The organism is Kitasatospora sp. NPDC093806, from assembly GCF_040683335.1.
Classification (GTDB): Bacteria; Actinomycetota; Actinomycetes; order Streptomycetales; family Streptomycetaceae; genus Kitasatospora.
Window position 1 is genome coordinate 22,851 of the sequence record NZ_JBFBDO010000011.1, and the last position, 19,929, is coordinate 42,779.

The 19,929-nt window shown below is 72.1% G+C and carries 18 protein-coding genes; all 18 read left to right on the forward strand.

Going from position 1 to position 19,929, the window contains the following annotated elements; genetic code table 11:
• Window positions 1–80: 80 nt before the first annotated feature.
• Window positions 81–1,475, forward strand: coding sequence for a diaminopimelate decarboxylase (gene lysA, locus AB0N76_RS09165; RefSeq protein ID WP_363554811.1), 1,395 nt, complete (start codon window positions 81–83; stop codon window positions 1,473–1,475).
• Between the two features lie 140 nt (window positions 1,476–1,615).
• Window positions 1,616–2,908: a homoserine dehydrogenase gene (locus tag AB0N76_RS09170; RefSeq protein ID WP_363554813.1), complete on the forward strand. Its 1,293-nt coding sequence runs from the start codon at window positions 1,616–1,618 to the stop codon at window positions 2,906–2,908.
• Between the two features lie 9 nt (window positions 2,909–2,917).
• Window positions 2,918–4,015: a threonine synthase gene (gene thrC / locus AB0N76_RS09175; RefSeq protein WP_363554815.1), complete on the forward strand. Its 1,098-nt coding sequence runs from the start codon at window positions 2,918–2,920 to the stop codon at window positions 4,013–4,015.
• Between the two features lie 419 nt (window positions 4,016–4,434).
• Window positions 4,435–5,370, forward strand: a complete 936-nt coding sequence (gene thrB, locus AB0N76_RS09180) for a homoserine kinase (RefSeq protein WP_363554817.1) — start codon at window positions 4,435–4,437, stop codon at window positions 5,368–5,370.
• Between the two features lie 599 nt (window positions 5,371–5,969).
• Complete coding sequence (gene rho, locus AB0N76_RS09185) at window positions 5,970–8,063, forward strand: transcription termination factor Rho (RefSeq protein WP_363554819.1); 2,094 nt, start codon at window positions 5,970–5,972, stop codon at window positions 8,061–8,063.
• A gap of 173 nt (window positions 8,064–8,236) precedes the next feature.
• On the forward strand, window positions 8,237–9,334 hold the full coding sequence (locus tag AB0N76_RS09190) for an LCP family protein (protein ID WP_363554821.1): 1,098 nt from the start codon (window positions 8,237–8,239) through the stop codon (window positions 9,332–9,334).
• Between the two features lie 139 nt (window positions 9,335–9,473).
• Window positions 9,474–9,695, forward strand: coding sequence for a 50S ribosomal protein L31 (gene rpmE / locus AB0N76_RS09195; RefSeq protein WP_148642921.1), 222 nt, complete (start codon window positions 9,474–9,476; stop codon window positions 9,693–9,695).
• 166 nt (window positions 9,696–9,861) lie between these two features.
• On the forward strand, window positions 9,862–10,938 hold the full coding sequence (gene prfA / locus AB0N76_RS09200) for a peptide chain release factor 1 (RefSeq protein WP_363554823.1): 1,077 nt from the start codon (window positions 9,862–9,864) through the stop codon (window positions 10,936–10,938).
• A gap of 58 nt (window positions 10,939–10,996) precedes the next feature.
• Window positions 10,997–11,863 (forward strand): peptide chain release factor N(5)-glutamine methyltransferase, encoded by an 867-nt coding sequence (gene prmC / locus AB0N76_RS09205; protein ID WP_363554825.1) that lies wholly within the window; start codon window positions 10,997–10,999, stop codon window positions 11,861–11,863.
• Between the two features lie 102 nt (window positions 11,864–11,965).
• On the forward strand, window positions 11,966–12,613 hold the full coding sequence (locus AB0N76_RS09210) for an L-threonylcarbamoyladenylate synthase (protein WP_363554827.1): 648 nt from the start codon (window positions 11,966–11,968) through the stop codon (window positions 12,611–12,613).
• Window positions 12,614–12,642: 29 nt separating this feature from the next.
• A complete protein-coding gene (locus AB0N76_RS09215; RefSeq protein WP_363554941.1) occupies window positions 12,643–13,284 on the forward strand; it encodes a protein-tyrosine-phosphatase in 642 nt (213 codons plus the stop codon).
• A 147-nt stretch (window positions 13,285–13,431) separates the two neighbouring features.
• Window positions 13,432–14,727 carry a serine hydroxymethyltransferase gene (locus AB0N76_RS09220; protein ID WP_363554829.1) on the forward strand — a complete coding sequence of 432 codons (1,296 nt, stop codon included), beginning with the start codon at window positions 13,432–13,434 and terminating at the stop codon, window positions 14,725–14,727.
• Window positions 14,728–14,887: 160 nt separating this feature from the next.
• The gene (locus AB0N76_RS09225; RefSeq protein ID WP_363554831.1) at window positions 14,888–16,237 is read left to right on the forward strand and encodes an MraY family glycosyltransferase; all 1,350 of its coding nucleotides are present in this window, start codon (window positions 14,888–14,890) and stop codon (window positions 16,235–16,237) included.
• Window positions 16,238–16,528: 291 nt separating this feature from the next.
• Window positions 16,529–16,984, forward strand: coding sequence for a hypothetical protein (locus AB0N76_RS09230; protein WP_363554833.1), 456 nt, complete (start codon window positions 16,529–16,531; stop codon window positions 16,982–16,984).
• Between the two features lie 285 nt (window positions 16,985–17,269).
• Entirely contained in the window at window positions 17,270–18,082 is an 813-nt protein-coding gene (gene atpB, locus AB0N76_RS09235; protein ID WP_363554835.1) for a F0F1 ATP synthase subunit A, read from the forward strand.
• Between the two features lie 93 nt (window positions 18,083–18,175).
• Window positions 18,176–18,412 carry an ATP synthase F0 subunit C gene (atpE, locus tag AB0N76_RS09240; protein WP_148642913.1) on the forward strand — a complete coding sequence of 79 codons (237 nt, stop codon included), beginning with the start codon at window positions 18,176–18,178 and terminating at the stop codon, window positions 18,410–18,412.
• Between the two features lie 34 nt (window positions 18,413–18,446).
• Entirely contained in the window at window positions 18,447–19,004 is a 558-nt protein-coding gene (locus AB0N76_RS09245; protein WP_363554837.1) for a F0F1 ATP synthase subunit B, read from the forward strand.
• On the forward strand, window positions 19,001–19,816 hold the full coding sequence (locus AB0N76_RS09250) for a F0F1 ATP synthase subunit delta (RefSeq protein WP_363554839.1): 816 nt from the start codon (window positions 19,001–19,003) through the stop codon (window positions 19,814–19,816). The genes AB0N76_RS09245 and AB0N76_RS09250 overlap by 4 nt, the downstream gene beginning before the upstream one ends.
• The last annotated feature ends 113 nt before the right edge of the window (window positions 19,817–19,929 follow it).

Genomic DNA, 19,929 nt, shown 5'->3' on the forward strand with positions numbered 1-19,929 from the left:
CCTAGCGCACAGCGGGGGCGGCTGACGGTCAACGAGGACCGTCGCCGCCCCTCGCCATAGGTCTCGAAGGACATTCGAAGATGAGTCGCTCCGCACACCCGGCAGGCCCCCGCCACGGTGACGTCCTGCCCGAGGGCCACTACCAGGCCCCGCCGACCGACCTGAACGCGCTCGACCCCAAGGTCTGGTCCCGCACCGTCGTCCGGGACGCCGAGGGCGTGGTCACCGTCGGCGGCGTCGACGTCAAGCGGCTGGCCGCCGAGTTCGGCACCCCGGCGTACGTCCTGGACGAGGCCGACTTCCGGGCCCGGGCCCGCGCCTGGCGCGAGGCCTTCGGCACCGAGGCCGACGTCTTCTACGCGGGCAAGGCCTTCCTCTCCAAGGCGGTCGTGCGCTGGCTGCACGAGGAGGGCCTCAACCTCGACGTGTGCAGCCCCGGCGAGCTCGCGGTGGCGCTGGCCGCCGGGATGCCGCCGGAGCGGCTCGCGCTGCACGGCAACAACAAGTCGGTGGACGAGCTCGAACACGCGGTGAAGACCGGGGTCGGGCACATCGTGGTCGACTCCTACGAGGAGATCGAGCGGCTGGCGGCGATCGCCGGCCGGCAGGGCGTCCGCCAGCCGGTGCTGATCCGGATCACGGTCGGCGTCGAGGCGCACACCCACGAGTTCATCGCGACCGCGCACGAGGACCAGAAGTTCGGCCTCTCGCTGACCGGGGGAGCCGCCGCCGAGGCGGTCCGCCGGGTGCTCGCGCACGGCGACAGCCTCGAACTGCGCGGCATCCACTCGCACATCGGCTCGCAGATCTTCGACATGGCCGGCTTCGAGGTGGCCGCCCGCCGGGTGGTCGGCCTGCTGGCCGGGATCCGTGACGAGCACGGCGTCGAGCTGCCCGAGATCGACCTCGGCGGCGGCCTGGGCATCGCCTACACCAGCGAGGACGACCCGCGCGAGCCGGCCGAGATCGCCGCCGCGCTGGCCGAGATCGTCCGCCGCGAGTGCGCCGCCGCGAACCTCACCGCCCCCCGGCTGAGCGTGGAGCCGGGCCGGGCGATCGTCGGCCCGACCGCCTTCACCCTGTACGAGGTGGGTACCGTCAAGCCCCTGGAGGGCCTGCGCACCTACGTCAGCGTGGACGGCGGGATGTCCGACAACATCCGTACCGCGCTCTACGACGCCGAGTACTCGGTCGCCCTGGTGTCGCGGACCAGCGACGCGGAGCCGATGCTGGTCCGGGTGGTCGGCAAGCACTGCGAGTCCGGCGACATCGTCGTCCGGGACGCCTTCCTGCCGGCCGACCTGGCCCCCGGCGACCTGATCGCGGTGCCCGCCACCGGCGCCTACTGCCGCTCGATGGCGAGCAACTACAACCACGCCCTGAAGCCTCCGGTGCTGGCCGTCAAGGACGGCGCGGCCCGGGTGATCGTCCGGCGCGAGACGGAGGAGGATCTCCTGCGTCTCGATATCGGATGACGAAATCCTTGTCTCAGATCATGGAACGACCGTAGTTCCGTACGGAAAGTCCCGGAGACTGGGTAGAGACCGAAAGTCCGGCGGACCCCCGAAATACCCGCCGGAACGACCGAAGAACGATGAATGCAGAGCGGAGTCGGATGATGCGTACGCGGCCGCTGAAGGTGGCGTTGCTGGGCTGTGGTGTGGTGGGCTCCGAGGTGGCGCGCATCATGACGACAGACGCCGCCGACCTCGCCGCGCGCATCGGCGCGCCGGTCGAGCTCGTCGGCATCGCGGTGCGCCGGGCCGGGCGCACCCGCCCGGGCGTGCCCGAGCACCTGCTCACCACCGATGCCGAGGCCCTGGTGAACCGGGGCGACATCGACGTGGTGATCGAGGTCGTCGGCGGGATCGAGCCCGCCAAACAGCACATCCTGTCGGCGTTCAAACGGGGCGCCTCGGTGGTCAGCGCCAACAAGGCGCTGCTCGCCCAGGACGGCGCCGAGCTGCACGCGGCGGCGGCCGAGGCCGGCGTGGACCTCTACTACGAGGCCGCGGTGGCCGGGGCGATCCCGCTGCTGCGCCCGCTGCGCGAGTCGCTGGCCGGCGACCGGGTGAACCGGGTGCTGGGCATCGTCAACGGCACCACCAACTTCATCCTCGACAAGATGGACACCACCGGCGCCGGCTACTCGGAGGCGCTGGAGGAGGCCACCGCGCTCGGCTACGCCGAGGCCGACCCGACCGCCGACGTGGAGGGCTTCGACGCCGCCGCGAAGGCGGCGATCCTGGCCGGCATCGCCTTCCACACCAAGGTGACCGCGGCGGACGTCTACCGCGAGGGCCTGACCGAGGTGACGGCCGCCGACATCGCCTCCGCCAAGGCGATGGGCTGCGTGGTCAAGCTGCTGGCGATCTGCGAGCGGGCGGCCGACGGCGAGTCGGTCACCGCGCGCGTCCACCCGGCGATGATCCCGCTGTCGCACCCGCTGGCCTCGGTCCGCGAGGCCTACAACGCGGTGTTCGTGGAGGCCGAGGCGGCCGGCCGGCTGATGTTCTACGGCCCGGGCGCGGGCGGCGCGCCGACCGCCTCGGCGGTCCTCGGCGACCTGGTCGCGGTCTGCCGCAACAAGCTCGCCGGCGCCACCGGCCCCGGCGACTCGGTGTACACCCAGCTGCCGGCCAAGCCGATGGACGAGGTGATCACCCGCTACCACGTCAGCCTGGACGTGGACGACCGCGCCGGCGTGCTCGCCCAGGTCGCGTCCGTCTTCGCCGAGCACGGCGTCTCCATCGACACCGTGCGCCAGCAGGGCCGCGACGGCGACGCCTCGCTCGTCGTGGTCACCCACCGGGCCACCGACGCCGCGCTGTCGGCGACCGTGGACAAGCTCCGCGCACTCGACAGCGTGCGCGACGTGGCCAGCATCATGCGGGTCGAAGGGGAATAGGAACAGATGATGAGCAGCGTTGCCGAGAACGCCGCCCGTGGCACCCACACCCACCAGTGGCGGGGCCTGATCGAGGAGTACCGGGACCGCCTGCCGGTCACCGCGGCCACCCCGGTGGTCACCCTGCTGGAGGGCGGCACCCCGCTGGTGCCCGCCCAGGTGCTCTCCGAGCGCACCGGCTGCGAGGTCTACCTCAAGGTCGAGGGCGCCAACCCGACCGGGTCCTTCAAGGACCGCGGCATGACGATGGCCATCTCCAAGGCGAAGGAGGACGGCGCCCAGGCCGTCATCTGCGCCTCCACCGGCAACACCTCGGCCTCCGCCGCCGCGTACGCGGTGCGGGCCGGGATGGTGTCGGCGGTGCTCGTCCCGCAGGGCAAGATCGCCCTCGGCAAGATGGGCCAGGCGCTGGTGCACGGCGCGAAGATCCTCCAGGTGGACGGGAACTTCGACGACTGCCTCACCCTTGCGCGTGAACTGTCCGAGAAGTACCCGGTGGCCCTGGTCAACTCGGTGAACCCGGTCCGGATCGAGGGTCAGAAGACCGCCGCCTTCGAGATCGTGGACATGCTCGGCGACGCGCCGGACATCCACGTCCTCCCGGTCGGCAACGCGGGCAACATCACCGCGTACTGGAAGGGTTACCGGGAGTACGCGACGGACGGCCTGGCCGCCCGCACCCCGCGGATGTGGGGCTTCCAGGCGGCCGGCTCGGCCCCGATCGTGGACGGGGCCCCGGTGCTCAGCCCGCAGACCATCGCCACCGCGATCCGGATCGGCAACCCGGCCTCCTGGGACTTCGCGCTCGCCGCGCGGGACGAGTCGGGCGGTCTCATCGACAAGGTGACCGACCGTCAGATCCTCTCCGCGTACCGGCTGTTGGCCTCGCAGGAGGGCGTCTTCGTGGAGCCCGCCTCGGCCGCCTCGGTGGCCGGTCTGCTGGCCAAGGCGGAGGCCGGCCTGGTCGACCCGGGCCAGCGGATCGTCTGCACCGTGACCGGCAACGGCCTCAAGGACCCGGACTGGGCGGTGGCCGGCGCGCCGCAGCCGCAGATCGTCCCGATCGATCCGGAGGCCGCCGCCCAGCGCCTCGGCCTGCTGGACTGACGCTCCGCCTGCCGGGCTGAGGCCCTGCTCGCCGGACTGACGTTCCGCCAACAGCCCCCGGGCCCCCACCCGGAGGAGCGCGCGTGATTCGACCGGGCCGACCCTTTCGGGGGTCGGCCCGGTCTCGTTCCCGAGTGACACTTTGGTGTCGATTCCGCGCCGCTTTCCGAACCGATTCCGGCATGAATTCCGGCCAGAACCGGCAACACACCAGATCGAAGGCCCACGGGGTGTACCGCTGTGGAACCTCTCTTCGATACTCTGGGTCCGGCCGTGTGGCACATGCCCCGGGTCCGGCCCCACAGCGGGCCGCACCATCGACTGTGACCGTCCGCCCCGGTCGGGGCCCGCGGCCCCCGCTCCCCACCCTCGCACCGACGCGCTTCGCGCCGCCCGATTTCCCCAGGAGAGTCCACCGCATGGCCGGTCCTGCGTTCCGTGCCGCCGCCGTCCGGGTCCGGGTTCCCGCGACCAGCGCCAACCTCGGCCCCGGCTTCGACGCCTTCGGACTCGCGCTGGGTCTGTACGACGACGTGGTCGTCCGGGTCGCCGACTCCGGCCTCTCCGTCGACATCGCCGGCGAGGGCGCCGAGACGCTGCCGCGTGACGAGCGCCACCTGCTGGTCCGCTCGATGCGGGCCGCCTTCGACCGCCTCGGCGGCCAGCCGCGCGGCCTCGAAGTGGTCTGCGCCAACCGGATACCGCACGGCCGCGGCCTGGGCTCCTCCTCGGCCGCGATCTGCGCGGGCATCGTGGCCGCCCGCGCCGTCACCATCGGCGGCCCGTCCGCCCTGGACGACGACGCGCTGCTGGCCCTCGCCTCCGAGCTGGAGGGCCACCCGGACAACGTGGCCGCCTGTCTGCGCGGCAACTTCACGGTCGCCTGGACCGAGGAGGACACCGCCCGGGCGATCGCCCTGGAGCCGTCCGCCGACGTCGTCCCGGTGGTGTTCGTGCCGGCCGTCGAGGTGCTCACCGAGACCGCCCGCGGCCTGCTGCCGAAGACCGTCCCGCTGGCCGACGCCGCCGTCAACGCGGGCCGGTCCGCGCTGCTGGTCGAGGCGCTGACCCGGCGGCCCGAGCTGCTGCTCACCGCCACCGAGGACCGGCTGCACCAGGACTACCGGGCCTCCGCGATGCCGGACAGCGCCGCCCTGGTGGCCGCGCTGCGCTCGGAGGGCGTCCCCGCCGTGATCTCCGGCGCCGGCCCGACCGTGCTGGCGCTCACCGACGAGGCGGGCGTGCAGAAGGTCCTGGGCTTCGCGGCCGACCACGGCCCGGCCGGCCCGGTGTTCGCCGCGCACCGCCTGGAGCTGGACCGGACCGGCGCCGCGGTGCTCCCGCTCGACGTCTGAGCACCCGTCCGGGGCGGCCCGGACCGGTGCCCCGGCGCCGGGCCGTCCGGACACGATTGGCAAGCGCAAGGCTGGGGAATGTCTGAGGGGGTCGGTAGTGTTAACCTCATTGCTGCACCAGGTGCCCTCCGGGGCTCGGTGCGCCGCGTCCCGATCCCAGCACTCCGCACCAGCGGAGTCCCGGCGATGCACGGGGCGACGATTCTCCGGGAGCCCACCGCAGCGCGTACGCAGCCTGCCTGCGCGACTTGCGGCCGCATCCCGAAGCCGTGACGGCACCTGACTCCCACCCGCGGCCTCCCACCTCGAGGCCAGGACGGGCGGAGCGCGGGCCACCGTCACGCGACGGGGGCCCGGGATTCGCAGGCAGCGTGGGGGCAGCTCCCGGCCGGCGGCCGGGGGGAGGGTCGACACACGACCGTCCCGCCACGCCACTCAGCACCACCGTGCTTCACGCACCGCACCTCGCAGCTCTCCCTCGACTGGTCAGCCATTCGGGGGATCACCGCCTCGGACCGACGCAGTCGAGCGTTGGTCAGGACAGCACAACCGGTCGCCGAGCCAGACAGGCCGACGTCCGCTCCAGGGAAGGACCCTTAGTGAGCGACACCACCGATCTGATGGGCGCGCGCCCGGACGCCGAGGCGTCGGACGCGGCCACCCCCGCGGCCCCGGCGCGGCGCCGTCGTACCGCTGCCGCCGGGCTGGACGGCATGGTCCTGGCCGAGCTGCAGAAGCTCGCCGCGGACCTGGGCATCACCGGTACCGGACGCATGCGCAAGAGCCAGCTGATCGAGACCATCAAGGAGAAGAGCGGCGGCGACCCGCTGCTCGCCGGTGCCTCCGCCCCCGCCGCGGCGCCCGCCAAGCGCGCCGCCAAGGCCGAGACCGCCGAGCCGGCCGAGAAGCCGGCCCGCCGGACCAAGGCCGCCGCCCGCACCGAGGCGCCCGCCGCCGAGGCGCAGGCCCAGATCGAGATCCCGGTCCAGGCCGCCGCCGAGACCGCCGCCGCGCCGGCCCGGGCCGAGCGCACCCGCCGTCGGGCCACCTCGGCCGCCGGCGCCCCGGTGGCCGAGGCCGCCGCCGAGGCGCCCGCCGCCGTGGTGACCGAGGCCAAGGCGGCCGAGGCCCGTCCCGAGGGCGCCCGCGCCTTCGAGGGCCGCGAGGAGGGCCGCACCGAGGCCCGCCGCGACCGCCGGGACCGCCGCGACCGCCGCGAGGGCGGCGAGCGCGAGGCCCGCCCGGAGGCCGCCGAGGCCCAGGCCGGCCAGGACGGCGAGCGCGAGTCGCGCCGCGACCGTCGCAACCGCCGGGACCGCGCCGACCGCCAGGGCGGCCAGCAGCAGGGCACCCAGGGCGAGGGCCAGCAGCAGGGCCGCCAGAGCGGCGGCGGCCAGCAGGCCCAGCCGCAGGCGCAGCCGCAGGGCGGCTTCGACGACGACGAGTACGGCGACGGCCGTCGCGGCCGCCGCGGCCGCTACCGCGACCGCCGGGGCCGTGGCAGCCGCCGCGAGGGCTTCGAGGCCGGCGCCACCCCCGACGTGCAGATCGGCGAGGACGACGTCCTGATCCCGGTCGCGGGCATCCTCGACATCCTCGACAACTACGCGTTCGTGCGCACCTCCGGCTACCTGCCGGGCCAGAACGACGTCTACGTCTCGCTCGCCCAGGTCCGCAAGAACGGCCTGCGCAAGGGTGACGCGATCACCGGCGCGGTGCGCCAGCCGCGCGACGGCGAGCGCCGCGAGAAGTTCAACGCCATGGTGCGGCTGGACTCCGTCAACGGCATGGACCCGGAGAGCGGCCGCGGCCGTCCCGAGTTCAACAAGCTGACCCCGCTCTACCCGCAGGAGCGGCTGCGCCTGGAGACCGACCCGGGCGTGCTGACCACCCGGATCATCGACCTGGTGTCGCCGATCGGCAAGGGCCAGCGCGGTCTGATCGTCGCGCCGCCGAAGACCGGCAAGACGATGGTGCTGCAGGCGGTCGCCAACGCGATCACCCACAACAACCCCGAGTGCCACCTGATGGTCGTCCTGGTCGACGAGCGTCCGGAAGAGGTCACCGACATGCAGCGGTCGGTGAAGGGCGAGGTCATCTCCTCGACCTTCGACCGCCCGGCGGAGGACCACACCACGGTCGCCGAGCTCGCCATCGAGCGCGCCAAGCGCCTGGTGGAGCTGGGCCACGACGTGGTGATCCTGCTGGACTCGATCACCCGCCTGGGCCGCGCCTACAACCTGGCGGCGCCGGCCTCCGGCCGCATCCTGTCCGGTGGTGTCGACTCGACCGCGCTGTACCCGCCGAAGAAGTTCTTCGGTGCCGCGCGCAACATCGAGAACGGCGGCTCGCTGACCATCCTGGCCACCGCGCTGGTCGAGACCGGCTCGCGGATGGACGAGGTGATCTTCGAGGAGTTCAAGGGCACCGGCAACATGGAGCTCAAGCTCGACCGGAAGCTCTCGGACAAGCGCATCTTCCCGGCCGTCGACGTGGACGCCTCCAGCACCCGCAAGGAGGAGATCCTGCTCGGCAGCGAGGAGTTGGCCATCGTCTGGAAGCTGCGCCGGGTGCTGCACGCGCTCGACTCGCAGCAGGCGATCGAGCTGCTGCTGGACAAGATGAAGCAGACCAAGAGCAACGCCGAGTTCCTGATGCAGATCGCCAAGACGACCCCCGGGTCCGGCGACTGACCGTCGCGAGACGCGTTGACAGCACGGAACCCCGGCCCGCGCCAGCGGACCGGGGTTCCGGCGTTTCCGGGGCCGGCCGCGGGGCCGGTCGTGGGGGCTGCGGCGCGGCTTTGTTCCAGAGTTGGGACATCTTGGGGTCTTTCAAGCATCTTGTCCGATTTACTCTGGACCGTATGGCCGAACACAAGAGGGTCCCGAGCCGCCGCCGCAAGCTCCTGCGCGCGGCCGCGTGCGCGCTCGCCGCGCTCGTCGTCCTCGGGGCCGGGGCGGCCGGCTACGCGTACCACCGGCTGAACGGCAACATCAAGAGCGTCGACATCGACGCCCGGCTCGGCACCTCCCGCCCGCCGACCGCCACCGACGGCTCGTTCAACCTGCTGGTGCTGGGCTCCGACTCGCGCGCCGGCGGCAACGCCGGGCTGGCCGGTGGCGACACCGGCGGCACGGCCCGCTCGGACACCGCGATGGTGGTGCACGTCGACCAGGGCCACACCCGGGCCGACGTGGTCTCCATCCCGCGCGACACCCTGGTCCCGCGCCCCGACTGCGTCGACGCCCAGGGGAGGACCGTGCCCGGGGCCAAGCGCGCGATGTTCAACAGCGCGTACGAGACCGGCGGCGCGGCCTGCGCGGTCAAGACCGTGGAGCAGCTCAGCGGGCTGCGGATGGACCACTACGTCGAGGTGGACTTCGCCGGCTTCGCCCGGGTCGTGGACGCGATAGGCGGGGCCACCGTGACCACCACGGTGGCCATCCACGACAAGGACAGCGGCCTGGACCTCGCGGCCGGCGAGCACCACCTGGACGGCCGGCAGGCGCTCGCCTTCGTCCGCACCCGGCACGGCGTCGGCGACGGCAGCGACCTCGGCCGGATCGAGCTGCAGAAGCAGATGGTGCGCTCGCTGCTCAAGCAGGCCGGCGGGATCGGGCTGCTGGGCAACCCGGTCAAGCTCTGGGCGGTCGGCGACACCCTGACCCGCTCGATCACCACCGACTCCGCGCTCGCCTCGGTCAACTCCCTGGTCGGGCTGGCCGAGCAGCTCAAGGGGATCGGACCGGACCAGCTCACCATGGTCACCCTGCCGGTGGTGACCGCCCCGACCGACCCGGACCGGGTGGTCCAGCAGCAGCCGCAGGCGGACCAGCTCTGGGCGGCGCTCAAGGCCGACCGGCCGGTGCCGCAGGCGGTGGTGGGCGCCCAGCCCGTCAACCCCGCCCAGGCCGCCCCGACGGCCCCCGCCAAGGCCCCCGCGGCCCCGGCGAAGCGGTAGCGGGCGGCGCGGAATATCCCGGGGCGCCCCCCGGTTTGGGAAGAAGCGGCCGGTCCTGGCAGACTGGTACGTCGGTCCCGGTTCACGTGCGGCATTCCAGCCGCCGACCCGGTGCCCTCCCGAACACTAGGAGAACCCCTTGAAGCCCAACGTTCACCCCGAGTACGTGGTCACCCGTGTGACCTGCACCTGCGGCAACGAGTTCACCACCCGCTCGACCGAGACCAGTGGCGAGATCCGCGCCGAGGTCTGCTCGCAGTGCCACCCGTTCTACACCGGCAAGCAGAAGATCCTCGACACCGGTGGCCGCGTGGCCCGCTTCGAGGCCCGCTTCGGCAAGCAGCACAGCGCGAAGGCCTAGCGCTCACTCGGCGCCGGTTCCCGGTGCCCCCGTACTCGTTCCGGGGGCGCTGGGGACCGGCGCCGTTCGCGTCCCCCCGCAGTGTCCCCGCGGCGTCCGCGCCCGCGGCGCCCGCGACCTCCCCGCACCGCTCCCACCCACCGATCCCCGGGAAGAAGGCCACCCCATGTTCGAGGCAGTCGAAGAGCTCCTCGTCGAGCACGCCGACCTCGAGACGAGGCTGGCCGATCCGTCCGTCCACGCCGACCAGGCGAACGCCCGCAAGCTGGCCAAGCGCTACGCCGAGCTGACCCCGATCACCCGGGTCTACCGGGCCTGGAAGCAGGCCGGCGAGGACATCGAGGCCGCCCGCGAACTCGCCGCCGAGGACCCGGAGTTCATCGCCGAGGTGAAGGACTCCGAGGCGCGCCGCGAGGAGCTGACCGAGGAGCTGCGGCTGCTGCTGGTCCCGCGCGACCCGAGCGACGACAAGGACGTCATCCTGGAGATCAAGGCCGGTGAGGGCGGCGAGGAGTCCGCGCTGTTCGCCGGCGACCTGCTCCGGATGTACCTGCGGTTCGCCGAGCGGATCGGCTGGAAGACCGAGATCATCGACGCCAACGAGTCCGACCTCGGCGGCTACAAGGACGTCTCGGTGGCCGTGAAGACCAAGGGCAACGCCGAGCCCGGCCAGGGCGTCTGGGCCCGGCTGAAGTACGAGGGCGGCGTGCACCGCGTGCAGCGCGTCCCCGCCACCGAGTCGCAGGGCCGCATCCACACCTCCGCGGCGGGCGTGCTGGTCACCCCCGAGGCGGAGGAGGTCGAGGTCGAGATCGTCGCCAACGACCTGCGGATCGACGTCTACCGCTCCTCGGGCCCCGGCGGCCAGTCGGTCAACACCACCGACTCGGCGGTCCGGATCACCCACCTGCCGACCGGTATCGTGGCGTCCTGCCAGAACGAGAAGAGCCAGCTGCAGAACAAGGAGCAGGCGATGCGCATCCTGCGTTCGCGGCTGCTGGCCGCCGCGCAGGAGGAGGCCGAGCGCGAGGCCTCGGACGCGCGCCGCAGCCAGGTCCGCACGGTGGACCGCTCCGAGCGGATCCGGACGTACAACTACCCCGAGAACCGCATCTCGGACCACCGCACGGGCTTCAAGTCGTACAACCTGGACCAGGTCCTGGACGGTGAGCTGAACGCCGTCATCCAGTCCTGCGTCGACGCGGACGCCGCGGCCAAGCTGGCCGCGGCCCAACAGAACTGACACCGCCGGCAGCGAGACCGACGTCGAGGCCGGAGAGCGGAAGCAAGAGGTCGTACGGATGAACCTGCTACTCGCCGAGGTGGCCCAGGCCACCCAGCGGTTGGCCGCGGCCGGCGTGCCGTCGCCGCGCTTCGACGCGGAGGAGCTCGCCGCACACGTCCACAACGTGAAGCGCAGCCAGCTGCACACGGTGAAGGACGCCGACTTCGACGCCCGGTACTGGGAGGCCGTCGCCCGCCGCGAGGCCCGCGAGCCGCTCCAGCACATCACCGGGCGGGCCTTCTTCCGCTACCTGGAGCTGGCGGTCGGCCCCGGCGTCTTCGTGCCCCGCCCGGAGACCGAGACGGTCGTCGAGTGGGCCATAGACGCGGTCCGCGACATGGACGTCGCCGAGCCGCTGGTGGTCGACCTCTGCTCCGGCTCCGGCGCCATCGCGCTCGCCCTGGCCCAGGAGCTGCCGCGCTCCATCGTGCACGCCTTCGAACTCGACGAGGGCGCGCTGCCGTACACCCGGCGCAACATCGAGGCCTCGCCCGACCGCGCCCGGATCACCCTGCACGAGGGCGACGCCACCCGGGCCTTCGAGGACGACCGCAGCTGGGACGGCCGCTTCGACCTGGTGATCTCCAACCCGCCGTACATCCCGCTCACCGAGTGGGAGTACGTCGCGCCCGAGGCCCGCGACCACGACCCGCAGATGTCGCTGTTCTCCGGCGAGGACGGCCTCGACACCATCCGCGGCATCCAGCGGGTGGCCGCCCGGCTGCTGCGCCCGGGCGGCGCGGTGGTGATCGAGCACGCCGACACCCAGGGCGGGCAGGTGCCGTGGATCTTCAACGAGGAAGCCGGCTGGACCGACGCCGCCGACCACCGCGACCTGAACAACCGCCCGCGCTTCACGACCGCCCGAAAGGCGTCGTTGTGACCGACAGCCACCGCAGCACGGCGCGCAAGGCCTCGCTGTGAACACCGCGGCGGACACCGCCGCGAACACCGTCATGAGCCCGTCCGGAAGGGGACCGCACCGATGAGCCGCCGTTACGACTGTGCCGACGCAGGGGACCGCGCCACCGGCCTGCGGGAGGCCGCCTCGGCGATCCGCCGCGGCGAACTCGTCGTGCTGCCCACCGACACCCTGTACGGCGTCGGCGCCGACGCCTTCTCCCCGGAGGCCGTCGGCGCGCTGCTGGCCGCCAAGGGCCGCGGCCGCAACATGCCCTCGCCGGTCCTGGTCGGCTCGCCGACCACCCTGCACGGCCTGGTCACCGACTTCTCCGAGCAGGCCTGGGAGCTCGTCGACGCGTTCTGGCCGGGCGGGCTGACCCTGGTCGCCCGGCACCAGCCCTCGCTGCGCTGGGACCTCGGCGAGACCCGCGGCACCGTCGCGGTCCGGATGCCGCTGCACCCGGTCGCCATCGAGCTGCTGAACGCCACCGGCCCGATGGCCGTCTCCAGCGCCAACAAGACCGGCGGCCCGTCCCCGGCCACCTGCGACGAGGCCCAGCAGCAGCTCGGCGACGCCATCTCGGTCTACCTGGACGGCGGCACCGCCGACCACGCCCAGGCCTCGTCGATCGTCGACGTCACGGGCAAGGTGCCGGTGCTGCTGCGGGCCGGCGCGATCTCCGTCGAGCAGCTGAGGGAGGTCGTCCCCGACCTGGAGGCCGGCAGTTGACGGCCGCCTCCCTCCATGCCGGGCCCGGCATATCGCCGTACCTGAGCGTGGGCCCCAGGCCGCTGGACCACTTCCGGATCCTGTACGTGTGCACGGGCAACATCTGCCGCTCGCCGATCGCCGAGCGGCTCACCCGGCGTGAGCTGGACACCCGGCTGAGCCCCCGGGTGGCCGGGCGGATCCTGGTCGAGTCGGCCGGCACCTGGGGCCACGAGGGCGCGCCGATGGAGGACCACGCCGCGACCGTGCTCGACGAGTACGGCGCGGACAGCGGGGGCTTCACCGGCCGCGAGCTGCTGGACGTGCACGTGGTCGAGGCCGACCTGGTGCTCACCGCCACCCTGGACCACCGGGCCCAGGTGATCTCGATGGGCCACGAGGCGGGCCTGCGGACCTTCACCCTGAAGGAGTTCACCCGGCTGGTCCGGACGATCGACCCGGGCACCCTGCCCGACCCCCGGCGCGGCGCGGACGTCACCGAGCGGGCCCGCGCCCTGGTCCGGGCGGCGGCCTCGCTGCGCGGCTGGCTGCTGGCCGCCACCCCCGAGTCGGACGAGGTGCACGACCCGTACGGCGCGCCGATCGGCATGTTCCGCAACTGCGGCGAGGAGATATTCCACGCGGTCGACCCGGTGGTGACGGCCCTCACCGGAGTACCCGCCCGGTACTGAGGACATCCCCGTCCGGCCCGGAGCGTCCCGACGGCCGAGCCGGGTTCGTACAACAGGACGTACCCCGGCCCGCGTCGCCGTGCCGGGGCCCGGGGGCGGTCATACGCTGGAGAAACTCCACCCCCCGACGCGCCCGGGAGCCCCGCGATGACCGTCACCGATGCCGCGACCGGTCCCACCGAGACGACCGGGCACCGGTGGGTGTCCGAGGCCCCCTACCGGGAGGCCCTGTACCGGGCCGATCCGCAGCTGGCCGACCTGCTGGCCGCCGAGGACGAACGGCGGGCCGAGACGATCCAGCTGCTGGCGGGGGAGAACCTCACCAGCCCGGCGGTGCTGGCCGCGCTCACCGGCCCGCTGATCGACAAGTACGCCGAGGGCTACCCCGGCCGCCGCCACCACACCGGCTGCGCGCTCGCCGACGCCGCCGAGCTGCTGGCGATCGACCGGGCCCGGTCGCTGTTCGCCGCCCCGCACGCCAACGTCCAGCCGCGCTCCGGCACCTCCGCGATGCTCGCCGCCTACGCCGCGCTGCTGCGGCCCGGGGACATCGTGCTGGCCATGTCGCTGGAGCACGGCGGCCACCTGAGCTGCGGCTCGCGGGCCAACTTCTCCGGCCGCTGGTTCGACTTCGTCGGCTACGGGGTGCGCCCGGACGACGGGCTGATCGACCTCGACCAGGTCCGCGAGCTGGCCCGCCGGTACCGCCCCAAGGCGATCGTGGCCGGCTCCATCTCCCACCCCCGGCACCCGGACTGGGCCGCCTTCCGGGAGATCGCCGACGAGGTGGACGCCTACCTGGTGGCCGCCGCCGCGCAGACCACCGGCCTGATCGCGGCCGGTGTGGCGCCGTCCCCGGTGCCGTACGCGGACGTCACCGTGGCGGCCACCCACAAGCTGCTCCGCGGCCCGCGCGGCGGCCTGCTGCTGTGCACCGCCGAGCTGGCCGAGCGGGTCGACCGGGCGGTCTTCCCGTTCAGCCAGGGCGGCGCCGCGATGAACGAGGTGGCCGGCAAGGCGGTCGCGCTGGCCGAGGCCGCCACCCCCGGCTACCGCGCCTACGCGCACCGCACGGTGGCCGGGGCGCGGGTGCTGGCGGCCGGGCTCGCGGCGGCCGGGGCGCGCCCGCTGACCGGCGGGACCGACACCCACCTGGTGACCGCAGACCTCGCCCCGCTCGGGGTCAGCGGGGCGGAGGCGGAGCGCCGCTGCGCGGCGGCCGGACTGCTGCTCGGCAAGTGCGCGCTGCCGTACGACCCGGCGCCGCCGTCCGAGGCCTCCGGGATCCGGCTCGGCACCGCCACGGTGACCTCGCAGGGCATGGGCGAGGAGGAGCTGACCGAGATCGCCGGGCTGGTCGGACGGCTGCTCGCCGGGGGTACGGACGTCCGGGTGGGGGAGCGGGTCCGGGAGCTGGCGCGGGCCTTCGCCGGGCGCCGCTGAGCGGGTGACGCAATCTCCTACCCGGTAGGGCGAACCGCGATGCGCGCCCCCGGCGTCGGACTCAATAAGGTGTGTGCCGTGGCGACGCACCTCGAACCCCGGACAGGCACGGGAGTACCTTCGGTACCCACCCGTCGGACGATGCTGCAGGAGGCCAGTGGTGCGTGAGTATCTGCTGGTGCTGTTCTGCACGGCGGCCGTCACCTACCTGCTGACCGGCCCGGTCCGGAAGTTCGCCATCGCGGCGGGCGCGATGCCCCCGCTGCGCGCCCGCGACGTGCACCGCGAGCCCACGCCGCGGCTCGGCGGCATCGCCATGTTCGGCGGTCTGTGCGCCGGCATCCTGGTCGCCTCCCAGCTGGACAACCTGAGCAAGGTGTTCTCCCAGGGCACCGACATCCGGGCGCTGCTCTCCGGCGCCGGGATCATGTGGCTGCTCGGCGTGCTGGACGACAAGTGGGGCGTGGACGCCCTGGTGAAGCTCGGCGGCCAGATGATCGCCGCCGGTGTGATGGTCTGGCAGGGCGTCACGGTGATCACCCTGCCGGTGCCGGGCGTCGGCCCGGTCGCGGTCAGCCCCACCCAGGGCATGGTCATCTCGGTGACCCTGGTCGTCGTCATGGTCAACGCGGTGAACTTCATCGACGGCCTGGACGGCCTGGCCGGCGGCATGGTCTGCATCGCCGCGATGGCGTTCTTCCTGTACTCCTACCGGCTCTGGTACGGCTACACGATCACCGACGCCGCCCCCGCCGTGCTGTTCAGCGTGCTGCTGATCGGCATGTGCCTGGGCTTCCTGGCGCACAACATGCACCCGGCCCGGATCTTCATGGGCGATTCCGGGTCGATGATGCTCGGCCTGATGCTGGCCGTCGCCGCGATCTCCATCACCGGCCGGGTCGACCCCGACCTGATCACCAGCGAGCTCGGCTCGCAGACCGCCGCCACCCACGCCCTGGTGCCGATCTACATCCCGCTGCTGCTGCCGCTGACGGTCATCGCGCTGCCGCTGGCGGACCTGCTGCTCGCGGTGGTCCGCCGCACCTGGGCGGGCCAGTCCCCGTTCGCCGCCGACAAGCGGCACCTGCACCACCGACTGCTCCAGGTCGGCCACTCGCACAGCCGCGCCGTACTGATCATGTACTTCTGGGCCGCGCTGATCGCGTTCGGGACCGTCGCCTTCTCGGTCACCAACACCGGCCGGACCGTCGTCCTCGCGCTGGCCGGGCTCTGCCTGGTCGGCCTGGTGGTGCTGCTGACGCCGCGGTTCCGGCCGCGGGCCCCGCGCGCGGTGCAGGCCTTCGTGCCGCCGCGCTACCGGCGCCGTCCGGTGGCCCGGACCGCCGCCCCGGTCACCGAGGGTGAGGTGCTCACCGGCGAATCGGCCGCCCGCGCGGCGTCCGAACCGATGGCCGAACTGTCGGCCGAGGACAAGCGCCTGCTGGGCGGGGTGCCGAAGGGCTCCTCGACGGCCGGCGGCACCGGCAACGGCAAGGGCCGCGGCCGATAGGGAGGGTGACGGTCCGTCAACCTGCTTCACCCGATCGGCGGCACTGTTGGGCCGTCGGTGTGACAGGTACCACACATTCATGGTAAAGCTCTCATCAAATAGTTTGTGATACCGTTCACGAGTACCGAGAACGCGCCGAAAGACCTGACAGGTGGATGACTTCCGTCCCTGGTGGGTCTCCCTCGACGGGCTGCCGTCGAGCGGCAGGCCCGCGGCGGTTCCGGTCCGGTCTCACCCACCGTTTTCTGTGCCCGTCCCCCGTCACCTCGACATGCCGCCGGAGTTGCCGACATGCCGTCCAACGACGCCCGGATCCTCCGAGGCGCCGCGATCCCCACTGCGGTCGCCGGAGTCATCGCGATGGCGATCTCCTTCGCCGTCGCCGGGGGCAAGGGCGCGCTCGGCGCGCTCTTCGGAACGCTGCTGGTGATGGCCTTCTTCAGCTCCGGCCAGGTCGCGCTCGACCGGCTGACCAGGTCGAACCCGCACATCATGATGGCCGCGGCGCTCCTGGTGTACACGACTCAGATCCTGCTGGTGGGCATCGTCCTGGCGGTCTTCAAGGACACCGACCTCTTCAACCGGCAGGCCTTCGCCTTCACCTTGCTCGGCTGCGCTCTGATCTGGACGGGCTTCCAGGTGCGCGGCGCGCTCAAGGCCAAGATGTTCTACGTCGACCCCGACGCCGGCTCCGGTTCCTCTGAAACGAAGGCCGACAAGCCGTCCGACAAGGGGCGTCAACAGTGACGGCGCCCCACTGTCCCCCCAACGAGGGGGGCGGTGTTTATGCCGCACTGACGGGCTGCTATCGTCCGTCGCAACAACGGAGTACGGGAAGAGGCCTGGTCTGTCCGCAGAGCGGATCGATCGCCCCCCGGATCCGCGCAGTCTTCGATGATCCCGCTTCGGTGCAGAGCACTGGCGCGCGGGGTCGGCGAGAAACCCATCAAGTTCCAGTGCCGCTCCGTGGTCGCAGGCCACGCCGACACACCGAGGTTGCCGTAACCATGCGTCACGACGAAGGAGTCCGTGGTGAGTGCTGAACTCACGTCCCTCGCCTCAGGCAGTTGCCACTTCGGGGACGCTGGCTGCGGCTTCCCGGCCCCGGGCCTGAACGAGTTCCAGTTCGAGCCGATTTTCACCATCGGCAGCTTCGAGTTCAACAAGCCGATGCTGCTGTCGATGATCGTCTCGGTGCTGGTCGTGCTGTTCTTCTGGGCGGCGTTCGCCAAGCCGAAGCTCGTCCCGGGGAAGCTGCAGCTGGTCGGTGAGATCGGCTACGACTTCGTCAAGCGCTCCATCGTGCTGGAGACGATCGGCAAGAAGGGCGAGAAGTACGTCCCGATGCTCGTCTCGATGTTCTTCTTCATCTGGCTGATGAACATCATGTCGATCATCCCGTTCGCCCAGTTCCCGGTCACCGCGGCGATCGCCTTCCCGGCGGGCCTGGCAGCCGTCGTGTGGATCACCTACATGACGCTGACCTTCAAGAAGCACGGCTTCGTCGGCGGCCTCAAGAACCTCTGCTGGCCCTCGGGCATCCCCGGCTGGGTCATGTTCATCCTGGTGCCGATCGAGTTCTTCTCGAACATCTTCGTGCGCCCCTTCACGCTCGCGGTCCGAGCCTTCGCGAACATGTTCGCCGGCCACCTGCTGATCGTGATGTTCTCCATCGCCTCCTGGTACCTGCTCAGCCCGACCCTGGGCGCGCTCTACGGCTCGGCCTCGTTCATCGTCGCCGTCGCGCTGACCGCCTTCGAGCTGCTGGTCCAGTTCCTGCAGGCCTACATCTTCGTGATGCTGGCCAGCAGCTACATCGCCGGTGCCCTCGAAGAGGCGCACTGAGCCAGGGGGCCCTGGCCCCACCCCGAACCACACTCCCGGAATGCCCGGTGGCCAATCACCACCGGTTCACCACCCCTGCAAAGGACAACTGCAATGAGCTTCCTCGCTGAGGGCACTGTCTACGGTTCCGTCGCCTCCATCGGTTACGGCCTCGCCGCCATCGGCCCCGGCATCGGCGTCGGTCTGATCTTCGGTAACGGTGTCCAGGCCATGGCCCGCCAGCCCGAGGCTGCTGGTCTGATCCGCTCCAACATGTTCATCGGCTTCGCGCTCACCGAGGCCCTCGCGCTGATCGGCATCGTCATGCCGTTCGTCTTCGGCAACAAGTAATCCCGCCGTAGACCCATTCGAGGAAGGTCCAGATATGAGCATCGCGGCTCAGCTCGCGGCCGAGGAGAAGATGAATCCTCTCCTCCCCGCGTGGCCCGAGATCATCATCGGCCTGCTCTGCTTCTTCATCGTCTTCGGTCTGCTCGGCAAGAAGCTCCTCCCCAGCATCGAGAAGGTGCTGTCGGAGCGCCGGGACGCCATCGAGGGCGGCATGGAGCGTGCCGAGGCCGCTCAGGCCGAGGCCCAGGCCCTGCTTGAGCAGTACCGCGCCGAGCTCGCCGATGCCCGCCACGAGGCGGCCCGCATCGTCGAGCAGGCTCGCGAGCAGGGCGCCGCCCAGCTCACCGAGATGCGCGAGGAGGGCCAGCGTCAGCGCGAGGCCATCGTCGCGGCCGGCCACGCCCAGATCGAGGCCGACAAGAAGCAGGCGACCGCCGCCCTGCGCCAGGACGTGGGCTCGCTGGCCACCCAGCTGGCGTCCCGCATCGTGGGTGAGTCCCTTGAGGACCACACGCGGCAGAGCGGTGTCATCGACCGCTTCCTGGACGAGCTGGAGGCCAAGGCCGCCGTTGCTCAGGGTGCGGCCAAGTGATCGGCGCCAGCCGCGAGGCGTTCGCCGCCGGGCGGCAGAACCTGGAGAGCCTGACCGACTCCACCTCGGTGGACGCGGCCAAGCTCGCCGAGGAGCTCACCGCCGTCACGGCCCTGCTGGACCGTGAGGTGTCGCTGCGCCGCGTGCTGACCGACCCGTCCCGGTCCGGTCAGGACAAGGCCCAGCTGGTCTCCTCGCTGCTGGCCGGCCAGGTCTCCGGTGAGACGGCCGACCTGGTCGCCGGCCTCGTCCGGTCCCGCTGGTCCGGTGGCCGCGACCTGGTCGACGCCACCGAGGAGCTGGCCGCGTACGCCGAGGTCATCGCCGCCGAGAAGGCCGGTGTCCTGGACGACGTCGAGGACGAGCTCTTCCGGTTCGGCCGGGTGGTGAGCGGCTCGCACGAGCTGCGCGCCGCGCTGACCGAGCCCAAGGCCGGCGCCGTCGCCAAGACCGCGCTGATCAAGAAGCTGCTCGGCGGCCGCGCCAACGCGGGCACCGTGCGGCTGGTCACCAGCCTGGTGAACAACCCGCGTGGCCGTAGCCTGGAACAGGGTCTGGAGACCTACTCCAAGCTCGCCGCCGCGCGGCGCGGCCGAGTGGTGGCCCTGGTCACCTCCGCGGTCCCGCTGTCGGACAGCCAGAAGGAGCGCCTGACGGGCGCCCTCGGCCGGCTGTACGGCCGCCAGGTCCACCTGAACATCGACATCGACCCCGAGGTCGTCGGCGGTGTCCGGGTGCAGATCGGTGACGAGATCATCGAGGGCACCGTGTCGAGCCGCCTCCAGGGCGCTCGCCAGTCGCTCGAAGGCTGAGCACACCCAAGCAGCACATCCGACCCTCGGTCGGGAACCGGCTCCACCGGAGTCGGCAAATCGTACGGCCGGTTCATACGACCCGGCCGAGAGTCGAGTACTTGCGGCCCTCA

Coding starts and splice junctions, on each gene's coding strand:
- lysA (WP_363554811.1), top strand. CDS start 81: ATGAGTCGCTCCGCACACCCGGCAGGCCCCCGCCACGGTGACGTCCTG.
- AB0N76_RS09170 (WP_363554813.1), top strand. CDS start 1,616: ATGATGCGTACGCGGCCGCTGAAGGTGGCGTTGCTGGGCTGTGGTGTG.
- thrC (WP_363554815.1), top strand. CDS start 2,918: ATGAGCAGCGTTGCCGAGAACGCCGCCCGTGGCACCCACACCCACCAG.
- thrB (WP_363554817.1), top strand. CDS start 4,435: ATGGCCGGTCCTGCGTTCCGTGCCGCCGCCGTCCGGGTCCGGGTTCCC.
- AB0N76_RS09190 (WP_363554821.1), top strand. CDS start 8,237: ATGGCCGAACACAAGAGGGTCCCGAGCCGCCGCCGCAAGCTCCTGCGC.
- prfA (WP_363554823.1), top strand. CDS start 9,862: ATGTTCGAGGCAGTCGAAGAGCTCCTCGTCGAGCACGCCGACCTCGAG.
- prmC (WP_363554825.1), top strand. CDS start 10,997: ATGAACCTGCTACTCGCCGAGGTGGCCCAGGCCACCCAGCGGTTGGCC.
- AB0N76_RS09210 (WP_363554827.1), top strand. CDS start 11,966: ATGAGCCGCCGTTACGACTGTGCCGACGCAGGGGACCGCGCCACCGGC.
- AB0N76_RS09220 (WP_363554829.1), top strand. CDS start 13,432: ATGACCGTCACCGATGCCGCGACCGGTCCCACCGAGACGACCGGGCAC.
- AB0N76_RS09230 (WP_363554833.1), top strand. CDS start 16,529: ATGCCGTCCAACGACGCCCGGATCCTCCGAGGCGCCGCGATCCCCACT.
- atpE (WP_148642913.1), top strand. CDS start 18,176: ATGAGCTTCCTCGCTGAGGGCACTGTCTACGGTTCCGTCGCCTCCATC.
- AB0N76_RS09245 (WP_363554837.1), top strand. CDS start 18,447: ATGAGCATCGCGGCTCAGCTCGCGGCCGAGGAGAAGATGAATCCTCTC.